The 25,884-nt window shown below is 43.7% G+C and carries 21 protein-coding genes and 1 pseudogene; 13 read left to right on the top strand and 9 right to left on the bottom strand.

The features are described 5' to 3' along the window. Positions 1–22: 22 nt before the first annotated feature. The 11 genes and pseudogenes from OIU26_RS17815 to OIU26_RS17765 form a co-directional block, all read left to right on the top strand. Positions 23–217, top strand: a pseudogene (locus OIU26_RS17815) (helix-turn-helix domain-containing protein); the annotation flags it as partial. 1,110 nt (positions 218–1,327) lie between these two features. Continuing rightward, entirely contained in the window at positions 1,328–2,029 is a 702-nt protein-coding gene (locus OIU26_RS17810; protein ID WP_013372983.1) for a response regulator transcription factor, read from the top strand. Then, entirely contained in the window at positions 2,026–3,012 is a 987-nt protein-coding gene (locus OIU26_RS17805; RefSeq protein WP_264217565.1) for a sensor histidine kinase, read from the top strand. Before OIU26_RS17810 ends, OIU26_RS17805 begins: the two co-directional genes overlap by 4 nt. Before the next feature lie 101 nt (positions 3,013–3,113). Then, positions 3,114–3,893 (top strand): ABC transporter ATP-binding protein, encoded by a 780-nt coding sequence (locus OIU26_RS17800; protein WP_013372981.1) that lies wholly within the window; start codon positions 3,114–3,116, stop codon positions 3,891–3,893. Next, on the top strand, positions 3,859–5,871 hold the full coding sequence (locus OIU26_RS17795; protein WP_436449162.1) for an ABC transporter permease: 2,013 nt from the start codon (positions 3,859–3,861) through the stop codon (positions 5,869–5,871). Before OIU26_RS17800 ends, OIU26_RS17795 begins: the two co-directional genes overlap by 35 nt. Before the next feature lie 183 nt (positions 5,872–6,054). After that, positions 6,055–7,164, top strand: coding sequence for a TolC family protein (locus tag OIU26_RS17790; RefSeq protein WP_264217563.1), 1,110 nt, complete (start codon positions 6,055–6,057; stop codon positions 7,162–7,164). Positions 7,165–7,199: 35 nt separating this feature from the next. Next, positions 7,200–8,678, top strand: coding sequence for an efflux RND transporter periplasmic adaptor subunit (locus tag OIU26_RS17785; RefSeq protein WP_264217562.1), 1,479 nt, complete (start codon positions 7,200–7,202; stop codon positions 8,676–8,678). After that, positions 8,675–9,412 carry an ABC transporter ATP-binding protein gene (locus OIU26_RS17780; RefSeq protein ID WP_264217561.1) on the top strand — a complete coding sequence of 246 codons (738 nt, stop codon included), beginning with the start codon at positions 8,675–8,677 and terminating at the stop codon, positions 9,410–9,412. The genes OIU26_RS17785 and OIU26_RS17780 overlap by 4 nt, the downstream gene beginning before the upstream one ends. Next, positions 9,409–10,623 (top strand): ABC transporter permease, encoded by a 1,215-nt coding sequence (locus OIU26_RS17775; RefSeq protein ID WP_264217560.1) that lies wholly within the window; start codon positions 9,409–9,411, stop codon positions 10,621–10,623. Before OIU26_RS17780 ends, OIU26_RS17775 begins: the two co-directional genes overlap by 4 nt. A 66-nt stretch (positions 10,624–10,689) precedes the next feature. Continuing rightward, positions 10,690–11,643 (top strand): polysaccharide deacetylase family protein, encoded by a 954-nt coding sequence (locus OIU26_RS17770; RefSeq protein WP_264217559.1) that lies wholly within the window; start codon positions 10,690–10,692, stop codon positions 11,641–11,643. A 39-nt stretch (positions 11,644–11,682) separates the two neighbouring features. After that, positions 11,683–12,159: an RNA polymerase sigma factor gene (locus tag OIU26_RS17765; RefSeq protein WP_064963494.1), complete on the top strand. Its 477-nt coding sequence runs from the start codon at positions 11,683–11,685 to the stop codon at positions 12,157–12,159. A 134-nt stretch (positions 12,160–12,293) separates the two neighbouring features. On the opposite strand, the gene OIU26_RS17760 is transcribed toward OIU26_RS17765, so the two are convergent. The 9 genes from OIU26_RS17760 to OIU26_RS17720 all read right to left on the bottom strand — a co-directional run bounded on the left by OIU26_RS17760 (position 12,294) and on the right by OIU26_RS17720 (position 22,849). Then, entirely contained in the window at positions 12,294–13,574 is a 1,281-nt protein-coding gene (locus OIU26_RS17760) for an apiosidase-like domain-containing protein (protein ID WP_264217558.1), read from the bottom strand. A 75-nt stretch (positions 13,575–13,649) separates the two neighbouring features. Then, on the bottom strand, positions 13,650–14,951 hold the full coding sequence (locus tag OIU26_RS17755) for a PTS transporter subunit EIIC (RefSeq protein WP_264217557.1): 1,302 nt from the start codon (positions 14,949–14,951) through the stop codon (positions 13,650–13,652). A gap of 154 nt (positions 14,952–15,105) precedes the next feature. Then, positions 15,106–15,405 (bottom strand): PTS sugar transporter subunit IIB, encoded by a 300-nt coding sequence (locus OIU26_RS17750; RefSeq protein WP_264217556.1) that lies wholly within the window; start codon positions 15,403–15,405, stop codon positions 15,106–15,108. Next, positions 15,402–15,758 carry a PTS lactose/cellobiose transporter subunit IIA gene (locus OIU26_RS17745; protein WP_264217555.1) on the bottom strand — a complete coding sequence of 119 codons (357 nt, stop codon included), beginning with the start codon at positions 15,756–15,758 and terminating at the stop codon, positions 15,402–15,404. Before OIU26_RS17745 ends, OIU26_RS17750 begins: the two co-directional genes overlap by 4 nt. 188 nt (positions 15,759–15,946) lie before the next feature. Beyond that, the gene (locus OIU26_RS17740) at positions 15,947–17,893 is read right to left on the bottom strand and encodes a BglG family transcription antiterminator (RefSeq protein ID WP_264217554.1); all 1,947 of its coding nucleotides are present in this window, start codon (positions 17,891–17,893) and stop codon (positions 15,947–15,949) included. Positions 17,894–18,023: 130 nt separating this feature from the next. After that, positions 18,024–19,565 carry a glycerol kinase GlpK gene (gene glpK, locus OIU26_RS17735; RefSeq protein WP_264217553.1) on the bottom strand — a complete coding sequence of 514 codons (1,542 nt, stop codon included), beginning with the start codon at positions 19,563–19,565 and terminating at the stop codon, positions 18,024–18,026. A gap of 15 nt (positions 19,566–19,580) precedes the next feature. After that, the gene (locus OIU26_RS17730; RefSeq protein ID WP_264217552.1) at positions 19,581–20,516 is read right to left on the bottom strand and encodes a transketolase C-terminal domain-containing protein; all 936 of its coding nucleotides are present in this window, start codon (positions 20,514–20,516) and stop codon (positions 19,581–19,583) included. Between the two features lie 3 nt (positions 20,517–20,519). Beyond that, positions 20,520–21,365, bottom strand: coding sequence for a transketolase (locus OIU26_RS17725; protein WP_013372964.1), 846 nt, complete (start codon positions 21,363–21,365; stop codon positions 20,520–20,522). 23 nt (positions 21,366–21,388) lie between these two features. Continuing rightward, positions 21,389–22,849 (bottom strand): L-fucose/L-arabinose isomerase family protein, encoded by a 1,461-nt coding sequence (locus OIU26_RS17720; RefSeq protein WP_264217551.1) that lies wholly within the window; start codon positions 22,847–22,849, stop codon positions 21,389–21,391. Positions 22,850–23,275: 426 nt separating this feature from the next. Here OIU26_RS17720 and OIU26_RS17715 point away from each other — a divergent pair, with 426 nt between their 5' ends. Together OIU26_RS17715 and licT are read left to right on the top strand one after the other, a co-directional pair. Further along, positions 23,276–24,715 carry a 6-phospho-beta-glucosidase gene (locus OIU26_RS17715; protein WP_017427249.1) on the top strand — a complete coding sequence of 480 codons (1,440 nt, stop codon included), beginning with the start codon at positions 23,276–23,278 and terminating at the stop codon, positions 24,713–24,715. A 275-nt stretch (positions 24,716–24,990) separates the two neighbouring features. Beyond that, the gene (gene licT, locus OIU26_RS17710; RefSeq protein ID WP_013372961.1) at positions 24,991–25,821 is read left to right on the top strand and encodes a BglG family transcription antiterminator LicT; all 831 of its coding nucleotides are present in this window, start codon (positions 24,991–24,993) and stop codon (positions 25,819–25,821) included. The last annotated feature ends 63 nt before the right edge of the window (positions 25,822–25,884 follow it).

Here is a 25,884-nt window from a genome sequence, read left to right as displayed (position 1 = left end):
CTCACTATGATTTGTCTCACGTTATGGGGTCGTCCCAACAGTACACATATCTGAACTTCGATTGAAAGAGGCGAAACATGTATTCAAGTCAACAGAGTGGTCCATGTCTGATATTAGTGAAGAATTGCGATTAGAGAATTCATCGTCGTTTACAGGGTGGTTTGTGAACTGGGAGGGAATATCTCCGCAAAAATATAGAATTCTTAATAAGAGATAATAAGGACACTAAACTTGGTAAAGAAATTTTTTGAAAAGAGTTTATACTATAAGTCTTGCTATTCTTTGACTACAACTATAGATTCCTTAAGCATGGCATTGTATCAAATGAATACCTTAAGCTTAACTTTTTGGTTTGAGATTGATTTTGTGAAAGTTAAGAAATGAGTGACATTAATAGGAAGGAAGTTGTATCTTTATAACAAAAATTGAGGGCTTTTAACATTCCTCAGCTCCAATTACAAGAAGATATTCTCCGGAACAACTTTGTGGATGTCAGGTAGTATGGGGGGAATCTTGCTCCATTACGTATCGCAGAGTTTAAATCTGAACTAATTGAAGGAAGAACTTTTGTTGACACTAAACAAACAACTCGCGAACTGGACTGCATAAATATGTAAAGTTTCACAATTTCCATTGAAAGTACGATCCGTGATTTTGAGAGCATTCTTTCTGAGTTGAAGCTAGGTATATCACTAGCGGAACAACAAGGGGATACGACAAACAGAGGTGCAGTTTCTTTATCTAAATAAGTTTGAAGTGTAGATCACTTCAAGAGAGAGGTGCATCAAGTCAAAATTAAGAGGCATAAGCGCGGGACATTCCTATGGGGATTAGTAGAAATACGGAAAATGAGTCGGGTCATAGAACCCGACTCATTTTTTTATAAAGACACACGCTTCTGATGATCTGAATTCTTTATACCTTACAACAAAGTAATGTTTTTGTAAGCTTTGGCTGTTGTTCCTTAGATAGAAGCTAATTAGTATGGAAAATAGCGAGCCGAGGAGAGAAGTGAGCAAAGTATGAAATATTCAAAGCATAAAATTAAAGAGGTATTTAAGTCGAAATTATGTTGTAATGAAACGTTAAAAAACTATAAAGAGATCATGATTACAGTAATAGTTATCGCCATTATAATTATCATGTTAATCACTCTGGTGTTTGGCACCATGCATATCATTCGGGATTCAATTTACACCATGAGACTCTCCTAAGCTACAAATAAAAGGAATTCGGTTGTTGTTATTGCTTGGACGATCAAATAAAGGCATTATATATAGAAAATCATGTGATTTAAAATTCAAGCACTAAGAAGGTAGAAAACACGATGCATAAAATATTAATCGTAGAGGATGACCCTCAAATTAGCTCCTTACTCCAATCCTATCTTGAGAAATATGGTTATCAAGGAGTTGTCGTTTCAAATTTTGATCAAGTCTTAGGTGTTTTCCAGAAGGTAAAGCCTGATTTGGTCATACTGGATGTGAATTTACCTCGTTTTGATGGATTTTATTGGTGCAGGCAAATTCGTACTCAATCTACTTGTCCCATCCTGTTTGTGTCCGCGCGTGATGATAAAATGGATCAGGTCATTGCTTTGCAAAACGGAGCAGATGATTACATTACCAAACCGTTTCATCCCGAAGTACTGTTAGCCAAGGTAGAAAGCAATCTGCGACGTGCCTATGGTTTATATGCAGTTGCCCAAAAATCACGCACCATAACAGTGTCAGGCTTAACTTTATATCCTGATACTATGGAGCTGGTGTTTCATGACAAGCAAGTAGAAATGAGCCATAAAGAAGCTGCACTACTGGAGCTACTGATGACATATCCCAAGCAGGTTGTAGGGAGAGTTCATCTCTTAGAAGCGTTATGGGATGATTACCAATATGTAGGAGAAAATACGCTGAACGTTTATGTTACCCGTGTCCGTAAAAAGCTGAGCGAACTGGGGTTGGAGGATATTATAGAAACGGTTAGAGGAGCTGGATACCGGCTGCACTTGACTGAGGAGGAAGAACAGTGAAGCTGTTTTGGCGTGATCATTTTTCCATGATCATTTTTAATATTATCCAACTTTTTCTTGTGTTGAGTATTTACTGGATGGATGGTTATCGTAACTTGTCGACCGCCTTGTATTCGGTCTTTTTTGGGTTTATCCTTTTGCTGGTCTATTTGCTATTTCGGTACGTCATGTATTCTGGTTTATATCGAATATTATCCACTGCTAACATTAGAGATTTAGATGAGCTTATTCAGATGAAGGTACTTAATCCGTTAGCCTCTTCTTTACAGCATTTGCTTTTGCAGTTCTACCAGTTGTACCAGTCTCGGATTCATCAATTGGAGCATCAGCAGCGTGATCACATCACATTCATTAACCAGTGGGTTCACCAGATGAAAACGCCCCTATCTGTGATTCATTTAATTCTCAAAGGAAAAATAGATCCCGAGTCGGATCAGATTCACGATGAGATTGATCGAATGGGAAAAGGACTGGACATGATTTTGTATATGTCACGACTGGAATCCTTTGAACCAGACTTTCATGTAGAACCTGTTGTATTACGAAAGCTGGTTAGTGAAGTGATTTTTGATAACAAGAGATTATTGATCCGCAACGAAATTTATCCTTCTAATGAAGTTGACGAGCAGTTGAGTGTGATTACCGATGCCAAATGGTTAAGATTTATCATTAATCAATTGGTGACTAATGCGATAAAGTATTCTTCAGGTTATGCCCACAGCCTGAAATTGATATCTGACGTAAGAGATCATGTGATTGTGTTGAAAGTACAGGATGAAGGGATTGGTATCCCTAAAAAAGATATAGAGCGGGTATTTGAGGCTTATTACACAGGTGAAAATGGACGGAAGTATAGTGAATCTACGGGGATGGGACTCTATTTGGTGGCAGAAATCTGCAAAAGGCTGAATCATGACATTCAACTCACATCGACGGTAGGTGAAGGAACGACGGTTGAGATTCTGTTTCCCATACACCCATAAGAAACCTTACAACACATTTAAGGTTTTTGTAATGTTAATCGATCGACGCTCTGTTCCGGATGGATTATGATCATGACATAGGAAAAAGAAAGGAATGAACGATGGAGATTGTACGAATGGATCAAGTTACCAAAATATACTATGGTAAGGTTCCACACCGAGCTCTCAACAATATCCATTTAACGATTCAACCAGGTGAGTTTGTTGGCATTATGGGTCCGTCCGGTAGTGGGAAGACAACATTATTAAATATGATTTCGACCATTGATATGCCGACTTCTGGCGAGGTTAGCATTAAAGGGGAAAATCCACATCTGCTCAAGAAGGATAAGCTGGCTTTATTTCGCCGCAAAGAACTGGGGCTTGTATTTCAAGATTATAATTTGTTGGAAACCCTCACTTTGGGAGAGAACATACTGTTTCCTCTGATGCTGAATAAAAAAGGGTTAAAGGAAATGGAGCACAAACTGGAAGAAGTAGCGAAAAAACTGGATATTACAGATGTTTTGGACAAACGGCCTTATGAGGTGTCAGGGGGACAAAAACAACGTGCAGCCATAGGCAGAGCTATGATTCACTCTCCTTCGCTCCTGCTTGCAGATGAACCAACCGGAAATCTCGATTCCAAGTCTTCGCGTGTTGTAATGGAAATGCTGAGCCTTGTCCACCGTGTAGACTATTCTACAATTGTGCTGGTAACACACGGCGCCTTGGAAGCCAGCTATTGCGACCGGGTAATTTTTATTAAAGATGGTGAGTTATATAATGAAATCCGTCGTAGTCATAGTCAGCAAATATTTTTTCAGGAAATCATAGATATGCTCTCCTTTTTGGGGGGAAGTAGACATGCACATGAGCTTTCGTCTGTTAGCATGGAATAATCTCAAACGCAATGCGCGTGCTTACGTTCCTTATTATTTAAGCAGCTCCTTGATGATTACGATTTTTTTCGTATATGCGGTATTTATTTTTCACCCGGATGTCTCGAATGTAATCACAGCAGCTAATGTAAAAAAGGGATTACAGGTTGCGGATCTATTGATTTTTGTATTTTCCTTTTTTTTCGTATTATACACAAATAATATCTTTGTTGCTGCACGTAAGAAAGAATTTGGTATACTCACCATTTTAGGAGCAAGTCATAGGCAAATTTGTTTTTTGGTAGCTTTTGAAAATCTAATTATAGGCTTTTTATCATTGGTTACCGGGATGATCGGAGGATTTGTTTCAGCGAAGTTTTTCCTGCTTATGGGTTCCAATGTCATAGGAATGTATTTAAGATTTTATTTTCCCTGGAAGGCACTAGTTTTTACAGGAATCGGCTTTATGTTTTTGTTTATATTGATCTCACTTGTGTCTGTTTTCTTTATCCGACGTTTTAAACTACAGCAGCTTTTTAGCAAGGCTCCTCAGCTCAACAAAGAACCTAAAGCTTTTTGGAGTCTGTCCATTCTTGCCATAGTATTCATAGGAGCAGCTGTATGTTTAATGAAGCTTGATTTTTCACCATACATTTATCTGGCACCGTATCGTTTAGGGACCCTTTCTTTTTATATATTGCACTATTCGGTCGGAGACACCTTTAAATATACAATTATAATGGGATCTCTGGGTATTTACTTATTTTATACTCAATCATGTGTACTATTCATTCAATTGCTTAGAGCTAACAGGAAATGGTCTTGGAGCGGATCGCGTTTGTTATGGTTATCTGAGATCACATATAAAATGCGAAATAATGCCGGGCTTTTTTCATTGATTACCCTCATTTCTATCATTTCCTGTGTAGGAGCAGCGTCAACCTTTGACTCCATGCAGCAGCAAAAAAGATTTCTTAGGGAGCAGTCTTATTCATTTGCATTTACTTCTGATGTTGTAAGTTCTAACGAGCTTGAAAAAGAGATTGACCAAAATCTGTATACGGCTGGAGTGGATTATGCGAAAGGTGAAGTGTTAGTCTTCCCCTTTCGGGAACAGATCGCGCCAGTGATGAAACAATCCAACTATGAAGCACTTGCTTCCAAGTTTAAGAAGCTACAACAGGTACCTACGCTTCGGAAAAATCAAGGTTTTTTCCTTTTCGATCCAAACGGGATGTCTTTCGAAGAAAAGAAAACCTTTTTTGAAAAAAAGCTAACTTACAAGCAAGGGAAATCTCATATGATGAATCTTCAGATTATGGATACTAAGATAATAGATCATAACCTGAAGTTTGATGGAAATATCGTCTCTGAACTAGGAAGGCTACTTGTTGTTTCTGATCGAACTTACGACTATTTAATTGAACATCGATATTTCAATGATCCGTTGGCATATAAATCTACTTATTATTTTGTGCCCAAATGGAAGAATGGCCAGCTTTCCTTAGAAACTTCTGAAACTCAACAAGAGGTATGGTTGTATTCTGTGTTGGCCAACAAGGTGAATAAAGGAGTGCTTAACTCTAGGGCCGTAGACTATTTGACATCAGAAATGGATCTGGTTATTAGTGAATTTATTGGCGGATTTATCGCCATTATTATGTTGGCAAGCACGGTAAGCCTGCTGTATTTCAGATTGTATGTAGATCTTCAGCGGGATGAGGAAATATACCGAGCTTTATCGAAAATTGGACTAAACTCAAGGGAAATGAGACAAGCTGCCTCCAGACAAATTGCATTCCTATTTCTTTTGCCATTAGTCGTATCATCTATAGGAATAGTGCTTTGTTTAGTGATGTCAGAACCGTCTGGAATATATGGATTACCCGTTCATCTTACGCTGATTCAGATTATGCTGTGCTTCTGGTCCATCCAGTTTCTTTCCTTTCTTATTGTACGTTCCCTGTATCTTCGTCAATTAGATTTAAAGATACTGTAAGGAAGGATAAGTTGTGTGTAAAAAGTTGCAGAAGGGTAGGATGAAGTTCCACCTTTCTGGAATTTTGCACTGAAGAGAAGATAAGGTCTCAAGGGGGATACAGAAGAAAACACATAATTCGTATAACAACGTAATTATAAACTATATTTAAATCGATACCATATTTTTAAAGTGGGGATATCTATGAAAAAACGTATGTTCATTTTATTGCTGCTCGCCTTGTCGGCCAGTTCTTTATCAGAGCCCTTTGTTCAAGCAGAGGAGGCGCAGCAGCAGGTTACCAAAGCAAGTGTGAAATTAACATTGAGTCAAGCCCAGCAGTGGGCACGATCCAATAGTTTTAGCTTGAAGGAAGCCCAGCAAACGATAGATCGCAACCGGATTATGCTGAAAAATGCAGGCAAGAATCTGGATTTCATTCCGGCAGGTCAAGGCAACGGTGAAGAAGATGCGGCTAGTAGTTCAGCATGGAAGGGGTATGCTTCATCGACAGTTTCTTATTTGGAATCCAAAAAGCAAATCGAACTTGCCCAAGATCAGACAGATTACACTGCAATGAAGAATTATTATGACGTACTTCTGGCTGATAACAAAGTAAAGAGTAGTGAGGATGCACTTTCGCTCGCGCTATTGGAGGAAAAAGCTGCTGAAGCGAAGGCCAACCGTGGAAAAATTTCTCCAGGTGATCGAAGTACGATTATTCAGACTCGTATAGAGGCTCAAAAGAATGTAGACATTGCTAAAGCTGCACTGCAAAAAGCGCAGGATTCGCTTAATACACAAATGGGACAGTCACAAGGAAATTTATATGAACTGGTGGACAGACCCGTTTACCGGAAAATGGATAACACGAATCTGGATACGCTAGTGTCGCGCGCCATCTCAGCGAGTCCTTCGGTATGGAGACAGGAGGAGGCAGTCAAGCTGGCCAAAATGGAAATTAAATATTACACATGGAACTCGGGAACGGATGACTATGAAATTAAACAGATAGATGTAGATTCAGCACAAGGCGGACTGGAAAATACCAAGGATCAACTGGCAGAAACACTGAAGAGTATGTACTTTAATTTACAGCAAAATGAAGAACAATACGAGCAAATGCGAAGTAATCTACAGAACCTTAATAAAGTGTTGGACATTTCTCGCAAAAGAAAGGAACGTGGATTTGCAACAGGTACGGAGGTCGCCACGAATCAGTTGAAAGTAAAGCAAATCGAACGGAATATGGATGAACTCATTGTTCAAATGACGCTGCTGCAACATGCCTTAAACAAGCCGTGGAGTGTATAGGATTTAGCAAAAATACAATTTAAGGGGATATAACATTGTCGGAAACAGAAAAGAAAGATAAAGATTCATTACAAGTATTAAGAAAAAAAAGAAGAGTGAAAAGGAGCATAGGTATTCTGATCTTGCTCATTATAGCGGGAATTGGCGGTACGCTCTACATGAAAAGGGGCCAGGAAAAGCCTGTGGAGGCTCCGGCGAATCAGGTCGTACAGGTACAGAAAGCTAACATAACCGAGTCGCTTAGCGTGACTGGAACCGTTCAGGCTTCCAAGGAAGTAAATATTAATTTTACAAATGTCGAGGGTGCCAAGCTCGTCGCTGTCAATGTCAAAGCAGGAGATAGCGTCAAGGCAGGTCAGGTGCTAGCACGACTAGATGATTCAGATGCCAGGCTGCAAATTAAGGATGCCGAATCTAATGTCGCAATTGCAAGGGCCAAACTGGACGAAGCCAAGCGCGGACCCAAAACGAATGATATCGAGCTACAGAAAGCAAATGTCTTAAAGGCACAGATGGCGATTAAAACAGCCAAGAACGCGATGGAATTGGAGGAAGCTGCTGCGCAAAAGGAGGCAGCCAAGGTGACTTTGGATAAAGCCCAGAAGGATTATGATGACCAGGCTTATCTGGTTCAGAATGATGCGGCAGCAGAAAGTGACCTGGCGACAGCCAAGCAAAATCTGGATAAGGCAAAACTGGATATGAGCAATGCAGAGCTGCAGTACAAGAAGGCACAGACCAAGCAAACTGAGGCGATCGAAGAAGCGGAAATGGGCTATAAAACAGCATTAATACAATTAAAGGCTGCACAGTCCCCACCTGAAGCTTCCAACATCCAATCTGCACAAGCTTCTTTATTGCAGGCTGAAACGGCATTAGAGCAGAAGAAAAGTGTTCTAAGTAAATTACAGGTTACGGCGCCGTGGGACGGGATCATTTTGAAGGTCAACGGCGATGTGGGCACTAGTCCTACTGCACCTTTTATTGTCATGAATAACTCCAACACAGGGGTTATGAAGGTTCTTGCCAAGGTGAACGAAAGTGATATTGCTAAATTAAAGACCGGACTTCAGGCGACAATGCACTCGAATTCATTCCCGGACAAACAATTTAAAGGCGAAGTACGCTTTGTTTCTCCAGAGCCGGTGACGGAAGCCAATGTGACTACATACAAAATTGAATTGTCTTTGGATAGCCAAAACATAAGACTGCAACCGGGGATGAATATGGATGTATCGCTACTGTTAGCTGAACACAAAAATGCGCTGTCTGTGCCGCTGTTTGCACTGAGATCTGAAGGCGGTGTGGATGGAGTATATGTGGCGAAGAACGCGGCGAATCCGGCGGATTATGAGTTTAGACCCGTGAAACTGGGTGTCTATACAGCAGATCAGGCGGAAATCAAGTCTGGAGTCAAGGACGGTGAGACCATTGTGATCCCACCTCAGGGTGGTAGTGCTGGTTCGAATGGCAGTCCAGAGGGTCAAGACCCTGATGGGGGGCAGGCACAATGAGTGAAACTCAATCCCATAAAGCTGTAATCGAAATTAAAGAACTGAAAAAAATGTATGAGGTAGGCGGTCAGAAGATTCAGGCTCTGCGCAGTGTTAATTTATCTATTAGCGAAGGGGAGTTTGTTGCTATCATGGGGCCCTCTGGTTCGGGCAAGTCTACCATGATGAATGTCATTGGCTGCCTGGATCATCCCGATACCGGAGAGTACTACCTGGATGAGTACTCCATATTGGATGCTAGAGAGAACGAGCTTTCGGAGATTAGAAACCAGAAGCTGGGTTTTGTATTTCAGAAATTCTATCTACTTCCCCGAACTACAGCATTAGCAAATGTAGAGCTGCCTATGATGTATGCAGGTGTACCTGCCAAGGAGCGTCGGGAAAGAGCCGTAGAGGCACTACGCAGCGTTGGCCTTGCAGAACGGATGTACAACAAGCCTAATGAGCTTTCTGGCGGCCAGCAGCAGCGGGTTTCCATCGCCCGGGCATTGGTGAATAATCCAGTCATTCTGCTGGCGGATGAGCCTACAGGCGCACTGGACACGAAGACAAGCATCGAGATTATGGAGCTGTTCCAAGGTTTGAATGAACAGGGAAAAACCATTGTTCTGGTTACTCATGAACTGGAAATAGCTGAATATGCCAAACGATTGATTAGCTTTCGGGATGGTAACATTGAGCGAGATGAGCCTATTGCGAATAGACGAATTTCATCAAGGATGGTAAGCCTATGAATGTGATGGAAACGATCCGTGTATCGATGAATAGCTTAACTACCAATAAGATGCGCTCATTTTTAACGATACTCGGTATTATTATCGGGGTGGCAGCGGTGATTGCCATTATGGCCATCGGAAACGGCTCAAAGGCCAGTATTAAGGAGGAAATCAATAAGTTAGGGAATAACGTGCTTCTGGTTGCTCCCGTCATGCCAATGACCGAGGAAGAAATAAATCAGGACACCTTGCCCTCTTTTACTTGGACAGATGTCGAGGCATTGGAACAAAAGAGTTCGATTGCAGCAATGATGCCCCGCATTTCAAACAGTTCAAAAGCTGCGTGGGGTCGATATAACTATAATGCAACCATTGTAGGGACATCTGCTTCATTTTATAAGGCCAAAAAGTTTTCCTTTGCCGAGGGCAGAACATTTACCAACGATGAGATGGATAAACGTAGGAATGTTGCCATTTTGGAAAGCCAAGCGGTTGTGCGTCTTTTTGGTGGGGATACCCAAAAAGTGTTGGGACGAACGATTCAAATCAAACAGATCCCTTTCAAAGTAATCGGAGTATTGAATTCTCAACCTGTTACGAATTTTAGCTACAGTACGAATGATCAAATCTATATCCCTGCTACAACCATGATGAACCGTTTGGGTGAGAAAAACATAACTGGTCTGGAGGTATCCGCCAAGTCACCAGGCTTGATGGGTCAGGCTCAATCAGACATATTGGAAAGCTTGCGTGTGACGCATCAGCTAAAACCTTCGGAACCGGATCAATTCCAAGTAATGAGTCTGTCCGAAGCAGCAGGTGCAGCATCCGGTGTAGATAATATCATGACCAGCTTGCTGGGAGGTGTAGCTGCGATCTCGCTCGTGGTAGGGGGAATCGGAATTATGAATATTATGATGGTATCGGTTATAGAGCGCACGAAAGAAATTGGGATTCGAAAAGCCATCGGTGCCAAGCCAAGAGATATTATGATTCAATTCCTGTCCGAAGCCGTCATTTTTGGTCTGCTGGGGGGGATGCTCGGGGTGGTTACAGGCATAGGCGCCTCCAAAATAATCGAAGCAACAGCACACATGACCATTGAATTTACAATCTCGCCGATCCTATACTCGTTTCTTAGCTCCGCAGGCACAGGCATTCTATTTGGGGTATACCCGGCTTATAAAGCAGCAAGATTAAAACCAATAGATGCTTTGAGATACGAATAATTGAATGAGCATATGGTCGCAACATAAAACGTGAACTGCTTCTAGATTTTTGGAGGAACAAATACTATGGAAAAAAGCTATGTCAAAAGCTATGTGCAAAATAGAACCAGGGCTCATCGGATAAAGAGGAAGAGAAGAAGACTACTGTTTATTATTATCATTTGTATTGTTCTAGTTATTATAAAACTCTTTGACATCTTCAGTAGTAAACCACAGCCAGTAAAAACGGTTGAATATGCAGAAAAAATAGAATCAGTATCAACCGACAAATTAAATAACGAATCCAAAGGGAGCGAATCCTCTCTACAAAATGTTTCGGGTGTTGAAGATGCAGCATTTGTTGAAAAGTACTTGAATCAGCAAATGCAAGGGCAGCGGCCTGAGGGGATTGACGGAAAAAAAGTAGTCTATTTATCTTTTGATGATGGCCCATCGGTTACCGTAACGCCTAAAATATTAGATGTTCTTAAAGAAGAAAATGTGAAAGCAACATTTTTTGTGGTAGGAAAAGCAGTAGAGGAAAATGAAGTGACTAAAAAAATAACAAAAAGATTGGTTAAGGAAGGACATGCGATCGGAAATCATACCTACTCCCATGACTACAGTTATTTATATCCGAGTCAGACTGTGAATTCGAGCATTTTTATGAGCGATATTGAAAAAACAAATCAAATTTTAAAACAAGTACTGGGGCAGAATTTTTCGACAAGAGTGATTCGATTTCCAGGCGGTCATATGACATGGCAGAAAAACGACCCCGATGGTATGGGAGTACTGGACAAAGCTCTACATGATAAGGATTATCATCAGATTGACTGGAATGTGTTACCTAAAGATGCAGAAGGTGCACCTAAGAATGCTGAGCAATTAATCAGCGAATTCATGAGGAATATGGGGAATAGAGAAAAGGCAGTGGTACTCATGCATGACACTTACGGGAAGGAAGAAACAGCCAAAGCCTTGCCTGAAATCATAAGATATTTAAAAAAGCAGGGATATGAATTTAAAACTATCAAGTAACGTACCGATTCAATCAAAACAGAAGGGATAAGCAATAATATGGATATTAAAGATCTGGAGGATCTATATGTATCTTGCAAATCAGATCTGTTTGGTTATCTATTGAGGATGTTGCATAACAAACAGGATGCCGAAGATTTGTTGCAGGAATGCTTTATTCGGTTCATAAGAGCTTCTCCTGATTTACCCGAAGATCGTATTCGATTCTATCTTTTGAGAATTGCCAAAAATTTAGCTATAGATTTAATGAGAAAACGAAAAAAAATGGATGAATATACTTTGCGTAAGGAAATGCTCTACTACCACTGGGATACCTTCGATTTTGAAATTCAGGAAGAGGTCAATCGAATTCTTTTGCTGGCTAGTAATACAGAGCAAAGAACGGTACTTGAATTGCGATTAGTCCAAGGATACTCCATAAAGGAAACGGCTAGAATCTTAAACAAGAGTGAAAATGCAGTGAAGTCTTCGCTTCACAGAGCTTCCCAACGTATTAAATTGAGATATATTTCTTGAACACTATGGAGTGCTTTGCTTGTTAAAACAAGAAGTAAGACAAACAGTCCCGATGAGAAAATTCTTGATTGCGGGGCTGTTTGTATGTTGTACATAGTAGGTGAAATGGTGAAAAAGACGGTAAGTAATCACGGTTATTTTCTTATGCCAATCAGCAAGACATCAGCTTCAAAATCATGCATCCCAATGATCGTGATTTGCTCTTGCACAGAGATTGAAGCTGTGCCAAAACGACGATTCTCCAGGTCAATGACCGTGAAGTCGTATTCGCTCAAATCCACGTTTAGCTTCAGCACCGTGTTGATTGGAACGTAGATGGCGACCTTGGTGTAATCGGTGCTTACAGCCGCACGAATTTCTTCCGTATTTTTAAGCACTATGTTCCAAGGCTGCATATCTGTAATTTCATATATCCCGAAGAGCCATTTGGCCAATCCATAATCCCATGCCCCTTCAAACTTAAGTGCAGACTGCCAATCATATGGACTGTCGAATCCCTCCCCAGTTACCCCGAACCTTTTGCCTTTTCGATGCCAGCTCCAAATACCGTGGGCTCCATAGGTTATGCCCGCAGACGCCCCGGACAGAAGACTTTGCCAGGCTGCCTTACGAACATCGGCGCGGCTGAAGCGGCCATAGACTTTTCGACTGTATCCCATTTGTTCATAACAGGGCTCCGAGTTGAGCACCGGTCGTGTGACAGACTTATTGCAGAAATCCAGTGCGAGTGTATACGCTGTTGGTTGAAATTGTGAATTATGTCCTGACTGGTACATGTAAAAATCCAAATGGGGGTCATTAATAAATTCCTCTGGCAGTGAAGCTAATCTTCCTTGAATATGCAGGGTGGTCAGGCACTGCGGGCTGTGCTGTTTGATGGTATGAAGAGCAAGTCGGTAATATTGGTTGGCACGCTCGGAAGGGAAATCGGTGTCACCACTTATAATATAAATAGGGTAGAACTTGGAGAACCGATCGGTAACATAACGCACATAAGGCTCCACAGCCTCAAGTGGCATTTTTTTCTCCTCACGAAGCTTGGCTGCCCAGGTATCCGGGATATAATTACACCATAGTAGGACCAGTGCTGGAACAAAACCTCTGTTTACAGCCATTTCGATCATCGTCTCGGCTCTGGTAAAGTATTCTTCGTTCGGCATATAGAAATTGTAGCTGCCATCCTCGGCATATGCGAAAGGCTCATAGTTCAAATCGCTTCCACTTGCATCCCACTGGCGCAGCATATTGATTTGCAGGACATTGAAGCTCTGACTTTTCCGGTAATCCAGATAATAGGCCCATTCCTCCAGCGTGATGTTGGTAAATGCGCTCCAAACCGTATCCGCCAAATAAAAAAAGGGGTTACCCTCATTCATGAAATATCGTTTGTTCTCAGCGATACTCAGTTGAATCAAAAGCTTCCTCTCCTAACGATTGTCATGGCAGAAACGGCGACTGTGTATCCGTCCGCCGCTTCTGCCTTTTTTCTATTATAGGATAACGGGACTTGCTGTGGTTTCACTTGCTTGCTTTTCCAATTGCTCTTGTGCTTCGTGTTCCTTTTTCAGAGCCTGCTTGTCCAGTGCTCTAAAGAACGGGTAGTAGATCAGCATACTGATCGGAATGAGTACCAGTTGTGCGGCGGCTAGTTTCCAACTGCCTTCAATGAAGCCCAGAGCAAAGATAGGGGTGCCGAAAGGCGGGTAAATTCCGATGGGTGCAGGCAACAAGCCGATGTTGGTGGCAATATAGCCGAGTACCGCACAAATGATGGGAGCAACGATAAATGGAATGGCTAGCAACGGGTTCAATACCATTGGAATTCCGAAGATCAACGGCTCGTGAATGGAGAAAAAGGTACCCGGAAGACCAAGCTTGCCGATCGTGCGAAGCTGTTTGCTCTTGGCCAGGAAAACCAATAGCAGGGCGAATCCAAGCATCGGTGCATAGTTGCAGTAGATGGACCAGAAGGCCAGCCCGATCGTGTTTGGAAGTGGAGCGCCTGCCTGGAAAGCGTCAAGGTTGGCTAGATCCAGACTCATCCAGATGGGTTTAACGATAGCGAGTATAACAATTGCACCGTGAATTCCGAACATCCACAGAGCCTGCATAATGATCAGCGCGATAATCAAAGCGCCGAGTGATCCGCCCAACCCTTCCAATGGTATTTGGAGATAAGTGTAGATAAAATCGTGAACTGTACCAAATGGAGTCTGCATAAACAAACCAGCAACGATAACAAACACAAGGGCTACCAAGACGGCCGGGATCAAGCCTGAGAAGGTTTTGACAACGGTAGGCGGGACCCCGTCAGGCATTTTAATTGTCCAATTGCGGTCGACAATCCAAATATACAACCGTGCAGCAACCAAACCGACGAGCATGGCAACGAACAATCCCTGCGCGCCGAGCCATTGAAGTGGCAGGGCACGGACTTTATCAAAGGTTTGGATCGGAGTAACGATAAGAAAAGAGAGAAGGGCGGTTGCCGCCGGCACAAGGGGGTCCTTGTCAAAAGCTTGCGCCAGTCTGTAGGCGATAAAAAATACCGCATACAGAGCAATGATGCCAGTGGTCATCGTCGATGCCAACCCGATTATGGCCTTTACGGGCGCAATAAGATTCTGGTAAGGCTCCCAAGCAAGTGCAGAGAAGAGGGTTGCAAATGCTCCGATAATCAGAAAAGGAAGGGTAGACATCAGTCCGTTGGAAATTGCGCTCATGTAACGGTTTTGCTGAATTGTACCCGCCACTTTTTGAAGCTTATAAGAGAATTTTTGTTGGCTAGCCATATTTATTCAACTCCTACGATAGGCTTTCATCCGCCTATATAATAACTTAGAGAACGCTTTCATTTGGTGAAACACCATGCAGAACATCATATATCGTTGCCCGATTTGATCAACCTCCTTGTTCGGGCTGGTGATGAGCACCTGACTCTGAGCTTTACAGCTTAAGCGCATCTCCTAGCACTTTTTCGCCGTTCATCATTCCATAGTCTACTATATTGATAACACTTACCTTAATGCCTCTAGGTTCATATTTTGCCTTGAAATCATCCTGTAGGTAGCCGACCTGTGGCCCAATCAGCAGTACATCCGTCTTGTCAGCATATTCTTTAAACGAACCTTCGGAAGTCGCCCTGATTTCAACCTCAAGGTTTTGCGCTTGGGCGGCCTTTTTCATTTTCTGTACCAACATACTTGTAGACATTCCTGCAGCACATACGAGTGTAATTTGTTTCATCCGTTGTTCCCTCCGTTGGAAGTGTGATTTGTTATATATTCATAGCGATTCAATCTGTTGTAAAGCTCAATCATATGTCCCGCCAGATCTTTAGTTGTGATGGCTGACATAAGGTGATCTTGAGCATGTACCATAAGCAGTGTGACTTCGTGGGCGGTTCCGCCAGCTTCCTGTTGAATCAGTCTCGTTTGTGATTTATGAGCTTTAACCAACTCGGCTTTGCTTGCTTCAAGCCGCTCTGCCGCCAACTGTGTGTTACCCTTTTGAGCAAGAGCGATTGCTTCCATCGCTTTACTCTTGGCAACACCTGAGTTGGTGATAATCCCCATAATGATTTCTTGATACTCCTCCATCTCGTTCACCTCATGCTTTTTTCTCTTTAACTTACAGTTTCAGTGTATAGGTTTACTGCCGAGATCTAAACCCAAGTCTTTTCCGCCAGTAGCGGAAAATCATTCATTGCTGTTACTCGTCCATTTTAAAAAGCTCCGAAGCAGCACCTGTTCTGTGGCTATAAGCTGGATGCACTGCGGAGCTTGGTTCAATACAGCTTATATTTAACGATAATCCTGGAGAATTCCTCGTACGTTTCGCAATTTAACATCTGCTGGACGATATCCGAATTGTCGACCAGTTCCATGAGCTGGTTATACATTTTAGTCGGTGGCTCTTTACCGTTTCTTTCAATGCTGAGAAGACAGATGAACTGCACCGGTTTGTCGCCCCACTCGATAGGCTGTTGAAGGGTGCAGACCGCCCATACGGTTTGATTGCTTTGCGGAATGATAGGGTGGGGAATGGCTACCAAATTTCCGTAAGCCGTGGGTGCAGCCTGTTCCCGTTCCAGAACGAGTCCAATAAAGCCTTCGGCAGAGCGGATCAGCCCTTCAGCATATATGTTTTGGCCCAGAAACGAGATGACCTCTTCCTTGGTGGTAAAATTTTGTCTCAAAAATACGAGTTCCTCCCGGATGTAGTGAAAAGTATACTCGGCTTCACCAGCCAGCAAACTTCTAATTTTGCCCATATCACTGCCGCCAAGAAGAGTCTGCACGACCACGACTGGAACGGATAATGGCAGCTGAATGGGAATGGTGCTCACCACGAAATCAATGTCGTGGAGGGGAACCTGCTGAAGCTTGTAATATTCCGTTGTACCCGCCACTTCAAGCGAGCTGCCAAAAGTGCTTTGCAGCTTGTACTTGAGCAGCCGGGCGCTTCCGACGCCTGAAGTGCAGACGACCAGACAGCGTTTTGGTCGGGTGTTCATACGCTGTCGTTCGACGGTTGCTCCGATATGAATGGCGAGATAGCCCATCTCCGCTTCCGGGATGGCAATATTCAGCTTGCTCTCGATCAGCTTGGCACCAATAACTCCCGCTTGAAAAGCCAGAGGGTAGTTGCTCTTGACATGATCCAGCATGGGGTTTCGGATGTTCATCCCGTACTTTACCCGGTTCAGCGCCGGCTTCAGATGAAGGCAGATGCCTATGAGCAGTTCTGTATCACGGCTGAGATTCAGATTCAAATCCCTGTCGATCTCGGCGAGCATTTCCTTGCCCAGTTCATAGATGTTCCAGTCCAGCAGCTTCTCGGGTTCCATGTCCTCTATTTGGTGTCCTTCAAACCCGACAAACCACTTGTTTCCGGCAAGGTGCATGGCAATGTAGGCGATTTCATCTTCGGGAAAAGACAACTGCAATTCCTTTTCGATCAGCTCGACAATATGCTCGGCAGCTCGAAATTCATCGGTGCTTCGCAGATCTCCTATTTCCGTCGAGAGCATAGCTACCTGGTTTCCGTCACGGATGCGCTTGCAGGCGATCGCAATATGAATAGATAAATTGCTGAACGCGATATCGGAGAGCGTCACTTCATATTTCTGAGTCTGTTCCAGAACGATTCCACAAATCAGCGTCATTTCGCGCGGGGTGACGATGCGCAGCGCTGCATGAAGTGTTCCACCTTGTTCTTCGGAACGGCTTACAATAAACTCGGACAAGCAGAACCGAAGCTGAACTTCATCACCTTTCAGTTTGATTCCGTAATTGGGCCGTTTATCAATGGTGATTCCGTAGCTTTGTAGGGTTTGTTTAACCTCTTTGAAATCATTCTGCACCGTAGACTTGCTTATATATAGCTCATCTGCGAGGTCTTCCAGCTTCACATAATGATCAGCGAGCAGGAGACGCTTGATTAAATACAATTGCCGATAGCCGGGAGAACCTGGATCATCGGGCTCGCCGGACAGGAATAGCTGCTGCAGCAACGCACGAAAGCTACGATTATCCGTAATTTTTAGTTCATATCCCCTTGAACGAACAGGTTCAATTGCTGCCCCGTGCTTGGATAGAAATTCATCCAGTTCCCGGATATCGCTGCGGATGGTACGTGAAGTAACCTGAATCAATTTGGCGAGATAATCACTTTTGACAGGAGCATCGGCAGCCAGCAAGTGCTGAAGAATTGAAACCATGCGTGCATTCATTCAAGGTTTCCCCCTTTCTGTAAAACGGAATACATGCAGTGTACATAAAAAACCTCCGATTATCCAAGTGTAACACCTGTAAAATAATCGGAAGCTTGTAGTAAGCCTAAAAATAAATGAGGAAAATTCATCAACAATGAGCGGAAGAAGATGGTGTAAGCGGTTGTTCTGAACGTATTACCATCTGCACTGCATTCTGCCAACCTGCATAAAGCCGCTGGCGGCTAATTTCATCCATACTAGGAGTGTAGTGCTCATACAGATTCTGATCAGAGGCATTTCCCGTGACGATGCCTTTAGGATCTGACCAGTATCCGACACCGAGACCGCCCAGATACACAGAACCCATTGCAGACAGCTCGGCACAGGTAGAGCGGGTAACGTGGCTACCCAGAATATCTGCCTGAAACTGCATGAGCCAGCTGTTAGATGAGGCTCCGCCATCCGTACGTAAACTAGTTAGTGGCACACCGGATTGTTCACGTATAAATTGTACCGCATCTCTCACTTGGTACCCGATACTCTCCAGCGCTGCGCGCACAATATGTGCTTTGCCGTTTCCGCGGGTCATCCCCACAATTGCAGCACGTGCAGAGGGATTCCAGTAAGGAGCGCCCAAACCGACAAAAGCAGGGACCAGATATACGCCCTCATTGTCCTGCAATTCGGTGATCATGGATTGCATTTCCTCAAATGAAGAGAATAATCCTAAATTGTCCCGTGTCCATTTTATACTGTCTCCGGTTGTACGTATAACGGCTTCCAATGCATAAGTAACCTTTCCTGAAGCCCCCCAGGCAATCGTTGTGACCAAGCCTTCACCGCCCTGCACGGGTTGCGAACCAATATTCATAAGTACAGATGTTCCAGTCCCATATGTCGCTTTGGCGTCGCCAGTCTCGAAGCAACGGTGTCCGTACAGTGCGCCCTGTGAATCTCCGATTATCCCTGATATCGCTACTTGTTCGTCCCATAATTCCGCTTCCTGTGTATAGCCATACAAGGCATCGGATGCTTTTACCTCAGGGAGTATGGAGGAAGGAACACCAAATATACTGCACAAATCCATATCCCAAGCCAGCGTGTGAATGTTAAAGAGGGAAGTCCGGCTGGCGTTACTGTAATCGGTTGCATGTATTTGACCGCCCGTAAGCTTCCATAAGAGCCAGCTGTCAATGGTCCCTGCAAGTAGTTTACCTTCAGCAAGCAATTGGGGGGCATGAGGTACATGTTCCAAAATCCAATTGAACTTGGCGGCAGAGAAATAAGGATCGAGCATTAGACCTGTCTTGGAGCGTATAATATCTTCATAGTCAGTATTCTTCAGCCGTGTGCAGACCTCTACCGTTCGCTGGCACTGCCATACAATGGCATTATAGATAGGCAAGCCAGTAGAACGGTCCCAGATCAGAGCCGTTTCTCGCTGATTCGTAATGGTTACTGCGGCCAGCGAGGAAGGAGAAAGCCCGGCTTTCTCCAGTACGCCTTTCGCAGCAATAAGTACATTGTGATATATCTCAAGCGGGTCATGTTCAACCCAGCCCGGCTGTGGGTAATATTGTTTGTGCTCCAAAGAATAACGGGTAATCACTTCGCCCTGCTGATTAACCAGCAGTGTTTTGGTTCCGGAAGTGCTTTGATCGATCGCCAGAATATAGGTCTCGATATTCATTACAGCTACAGCTCCTTACTTGTTCATCAATTCGAGCACAATCTTGCTGATATTCTCAGGGGTAAGTCCATAATGTTTAAAGACTTCAGCTGTTTTGCCAGCAATCGCTGGTTCATCTGGTATGCCCAGTACTTTCATAGGAACGGGTTGATGTTGAACAACCACTTCTGCTACAGCGGCACCCAGGCCTCCGAATACACTATGCTCCTCTACAGTGACAATACCTTTCGTTTCCCGAGCTGCGGCGATGATCGCTTCCTCATCAAGTGGCTTGATGGTGTGCATATTGAGAACACGAGCTTTCACACCCATCTGCTGGAGCAACTCAGCCGCATCCAGAATGATACGGACGGTCTCACCAGCGCCAATCAGAGTAATGTCTGATCCTTCTCGCAAGGTGACAGCTTTTCCAATCTCAAATGGATAATCATCGGACGGATAGATATCCTCAACAGCATTACGTCCGATCCGTACATATGCGCCTCCTTCATGCTGAACCAGCGCTTCGGTCATTTTCTTGGTTTCATGACGATCGGCGGGGAGTAAGACCATCAAACCAGGAATCGCTCTGGCCACAGCAATATCTTGGACAGAGTGATGAGACATCCCCAGTGCGCCGTAGCTAACACCACCGCTTATCCCAATCAGTTTTACATTGGTTCCGGAATAAGCTACATCTACCTTGATTTGCTCAATACTACGCATACTCAGGAAGCAGGCAGGAGAGGTGACGAACGGCTTTTTACCGCTGTGTGCGAGTCCGGCAGACATACCGACGATATTTTGCTCGGCAATGCCTACTTCCACAAATTGTTCCGGATAGGCATCGGCAAAGGGGGCCATAGCAGCAGAGCCGCGAGAATCACTAGCCAACACCATAATATCCCGATCCTCTTTGGCAAGACTAAGCAACGTTTCACAGATGACCTGGCGATTAGGGATTTTGTTCATTGTTTATCTCACCTGTCCTTCCCCGGATAATTCGTCTATTTCTTGCGTTAGTTCCGCCAGTGCGCGTTCAAGTTCATCATCACTTGGAATACGATGGTGCCAGCCTGGAACACCCTCGGCAAAGGATACTCCTTTTCCCTTGATCGTGTTTGCCAGCACCAACGTTGGTTTGCCTTCAATTTCGGGGACATTGCGGAATGTATGGATTAGTTCCTCCATGCTGTTGCCATCAATGGAGATAACATTCCAGCCGAAGGCGGCCCACTTCTCCTCCAGCGGCTCAAGTCCCATAACCTCCTCGGTTGTACCGCTGATTTGCAGGCCGTTGCGGTCAATGATGCCGACAAGATTATCCAGTTTGTAATGGGCACCTGCCATAGCGGCTTCCCAATTGGAGCCTTCAGCTTGCTCTCCGTCACCCATTAGACAGAATACACGGTAGGATCGCCCGTCACGCTTGGCAGCCAGTGCCATGCCGACTGAGATGGGGAGGCCATGGCCCAATGCGCCTGTATTCATCTCAACACCGGGAACTTTATTGTTCGGATGCCCAATCAGACGGGTACCGAATTGGCTATAGGTTTCCAGTTCTTCTTTAGGGAAGAAACCAAGGTCTGCCAGAATACACCATAAAGATTCGACGGAATGTCCTTTGCTGGCAATAAAGCGGTCGCGTTCTTCCCATTTAGGATTAGCGATATCAATATTCATGATTTCGTAGTATAGGGCGGTGAGTATATCCGTATTGCTCAGTGAGCCTCCTGTATGTCCTGTTTTGGCACGATGAATAATGGTGAGCAGGTCCTTACGGATTTGTGCGGCTTTGATTTTCAAGTCTAGGATTTCCATAGTGTCCTCCTGAAAAAATATAGTTAAACCAGAATACCCGACTTGGTGACAGCGAGATCGGAACCGCGCAACCAGCGTTGGATTTCCTGTTCGGTAGGATCTACCGGATCTGCCTTAACGCTTGGAAGGTAATTGCAGGCCTCGTACAGAGCTGGGATGACGTTAGCGTGAATGCCAACAGAGTGATGGACGTAAGGACCTTTGACGAGCTTTTCTTCCCATAACGGCCAGTCGTTGACTTCTACCCAGACATACGAGCCGCGGGTATAAGGTCCCTCAATTCCTTTAGCTTTGCCGAGAAAAATGGAATAATCTCCATGATCACCATCAAAACGAGCGATGGTCATGCCGCCGCCTTTGATTTGTCCTTCATGTGTGCCTGGTGCGTGATCATCGAACAGGAAGTGCTTGCGCAGTTTGGGTTTGTTCTCAATAGACATGGAGACTGGAAAGTTTCCGCAGTGGAATAAAAGTTCTCCATTGTCATTCTCAGGGTGACGTACCGTAATATCAGCAAAAAAGGTTGGCAGTTCGTTCATCGCAGCCGCTTGCACCATAACCGAAGTAATGGCTCCGTGAATATCGGTTTCGCAGGTGACCGGAATTTGTTCATCTGTCAAAATAGCATTTGCCAGACAAGGCATAATTCCCATGGCTTCCTGGAGGGAGGACCAGCATTGGATGGCGATAGCTGTACTTCCCGTTTCGATAGCGTAGGATTTCATGGCTACTTTAAGTGCAGCGATACGTCTGATATCTTCTTCGGTGACTTCACTGTAGTCCAGCTTCTCTTTGATATAATCAATCGCTTCTGAAAGCTCAGCACTGCTTCCGGAGGCAATTTTCTTTGAACGGAGCTGAATATCTACTAGTGTGATTGGATGAATTTCAATACCGAATCGCTCCAACAGTTCCCCTTCATTGCAGATCATGGTCCAAAAGGAAGCAGGACGAGGACCTATTTTGAGAATCCGTAAACTCTTGAACTGTCGTACTACATTGGCAGCCGAGATAAAGTTGTTAAAGCCTCGTTCAAATACCGGATCAGCCACACGACTGTTTGTGATATAGGTAAAAGGGACATTAAAGCGGCGAAGCACTTTCCCGCTGGCGAACAATCCACACTGGGTATCCCGTAATCTCATGCCGTCGGCTAGAGGAGCCTCATCACGTGGACCCCACAATAGAACCGGCTTGCCAATCGCCTTGCCCACACGGGCAACCGTATCCTCGGTACCAAAATTACAGTGGGGGAAGAAAACGGCGTCCACTTCCTCTTCCTTGAAACGTTTGACGATCAAGTCCGCGTTAATATGATCGTCATACAGCAAACCTTCCTCATTAAGTCCTTCCAAATCCACGATATCAATGTTCATTCCGAAGCTCTCGATTTGTTGGCGAATGGCAACTTTGTAGCGGAATGCATCTTCAGCACTGAAGGTGAATCGTCGAGTAGGCGCATAACCCAGTTTCAGCTTTTTCATGAATAACTCTCCTTGTACTAGAAGTAAACAAATTAAAATTACGCTAAACAAAACTAAACTAAAGGGGATAAATTATATAAAGTTTTATTTTCAAAGTCATCGTATCACCTCTGTAAACCGCTGTCAATTAGCTTATTTATAAAAAATTAGTTGTTTAGTTTAGTTGTTTTGCGAAAATAAACTAAAAATTCGTATTTTGTTTAGAGTGAATAGCGTATGTATCATATCTATTAAATTTGACAGGCTCCTAAATCTTTGTTAGAGTTTCAATCAAATATGAATAACCTTTTCATGGGATGTTACCGATAGGGCATAACCTGAACTGGCTTGTTTACACTGCAAGTGTAATCAGGCTGGTTTGGGTTTTTTTATTACTCATCACCCTTTCTGTATCCCTTTTATCACACATTTGGAAGGAGAACGTTTATGTCCAGTTATATTTTTCCTAAAGACTTTTTATGGGGCGGTGCTCTTGCAGCCAACCAGGCCGAGGGGGCTTATTTGGAAGACGGTAAAGGATTGAGCCTGGTGGATCTGCTGCCTACCGGAGAGAAGAGAAGAAGCATAATGAAAGGGAATGTTCCTTCGCTAACCCCACTTGAAAGCGAATTCTATCCTTCCCATGAAGCTATTGACTTCTATCACCAATATCGCGAGGATATTGCACTATTTGCAGAAATGGGTTTCAAAGCACTGCGTGTTTCCATTGCCTGGGCTCGTATTTTTCCAACTGGGGAAGACGCTACTCCCAATGAGGCGGGGCTGCAATTTTACGATGATTTGTTCGATGAATTGCATAAACATGGCATTCAGCCGGTTGTGACCCTTGCTCATTTTGACGTGCCGGTAGCCCTGATCGAGAAATACGGAAGCTGGCGCAACCGGAAACTGGTTGGTCTGTTTGAAACCTATGCCAAAACCGTATTCACTCGTTACAAGGATAAAGTGAAATACTGGATGACGTTTAATGAAATCAACATGCTGCTCCACTTGCCGTTTCTCGGTGCCGGGCTTGTATTCCAAGAAGGCGAAAACGTTAAACAAATTCAGTACCAGGCTGCGCATCATCAGCTTGTTGCAAGCGCGCTGGCTGTAAAAGCATGTCACGAGATCATTCCAGATGCGAAAATTGGCTGTATGCTTGCTGCTGGCAGCTTCTATCCGTATACATGTAATCCCGAAGATGTGTATCAGGGGATGGAAAAAGACCGTGAGTCCTACTTCTTCATTGATGTACAGTCACGCGGCGAATATCCTGGTTATGCCAAACGCTTCTTCAAGGATCATGGACTAAACATCGAGATGGAATCCGGCGACGCAGCCATTTTGAAAGACCATACCGTCGACTACATCGGATTTAGCTACTATTCGAGCCGGACAACCAGCACAGACCCGGAAGTTGTCAAAAATATGACCAGTGGTAATGTATTCGGCTCCGTGGCTAATCCATATTTGGACAAATCCGAATGGGGCTGGACGATCGATCCAAAAGGATTCCGCATTACAGCCAACCAATTGCATGACCGTTACCAAAAGCCTCTTTTCGTAGTGGAAAATGGCTTTGGTGCCAATGACGTGGTTTCACCTGAAGGAGAAGTGAATGACGATTACCGAATCGACTATCTCAAGCGACATATTGCTGAAATGGGTGAGGCTCTTCAAGACGGCGTCGAAATTATCGGTTACACCAGCTGGGGACCTATTGATATTGTCAGCGCATCCTCTGGAGAAATGAAAAAACGCTATGGTTACATTTATGTAGACCGTGACAATGAAGGCAACGGTACGTTGAAACGTATTAAAAAGAAGAGCTTTGACTGGTATAAAAACGTAATTCATTCCGATGGTGAAAATCTCGGCGAATAATCGTACGACAAGAAAATAGGATCGGACGTCCTGAATCAACGGGAATTTCCGATCCTCGTTTCTCAATTGAAAGCGTTGACAATCGTTCCTTTTCGGGCTATACTTGACGCAATTCCATCATTTTTAGGATTGTTACTGCAGAGCAGGCAAAACCTAAGCAACGAATAAGCGGATTTTACAGTCTTGTTTATTTGGCGTGCTTCGGTTTTTTTTGTTTGCAATAAAGTGGATGGAGCATGAGTGGCTCTTGCTGGCATAGGGAACGGGGGATCGAGATGAATATAGCAAAGGTCATCAACAACAATGTAATTAGTGTCTACCAGACAGACGGTACAGAACTCGTGGTCATGGGTCGAGGGATTGCGTTTAAGAAAAAGCCAGGAGACAAAGTAGACGAAACCAGGATTCAGAAGGTATTTGCGCTGAAAAACAAGCAGACATCCGATAACTTCAAAATGCTGCTGCGCGAGGTACCGATGGATTTGATCGTGATTGTGGAGGAAGTCATTAATGACGCCAAGCATAATCTGAATAGAAAGCTGAACGAAAATATTTATGTTTCTCTGACCGACCATATCAATTTTGCTATTGAAAGGTACCGGGAAGGACTGGAAATCAAAAACGCGTTATTGTGGGAAATCAAGCAGCTGTACAAAGAAGAATTCGCTATTGGTCTGAGAACGCTGGAACAAATCAAACAAAAGCTCGGCATTGAACTGCCTGTGGATGAAGCGGCTTATATTGCTCTTCACATTGTGAATGCTGAAATGAACGAGGAAGTCATTACGACCATGAGTATTACGAAGTTCATCCAGCAAATTATCAATATCGCCAAGTACCATTTTAAGGTGGATTTTGACGAGGATTCTTTGAGTTATTTCCGCTTTATTACGCATCTGAAATTTTTCGCCCAGCGCGTATTTAAGGGAAATCACTATGAAAATAACTATGATCATTTATATGACATGATTAAGGAAAAGCACAAGGAAGCAGCCGCTTGTACGGAGAAAATCGGAACCTTTGTAAAAAAAGAATACGGTCACGAATTGACGAACGAAGAAAAGCTGTATTTGACTGTGCATATTGAACGAGTGGTGAATAGATAAGTTAAACCTTTTATTCGAAAAAAGATCAAAATAAAAGATTAAATGTTTTTGTTGACAAATATG

The organism is Paenibacillus sp. BT-177 (assembly GCF_025846815.2).
In the GTDB taxonomy this organism is placed as follows: Bacteria; Bacillota; Bacilli; order Paenibacillales; family Paenibacillaceae; genus Paenibacillus; species Paenibacillus polymyxa_C.
This window is presented reverse-complemented; position numbering and strand designations above follow the sequence as displayed.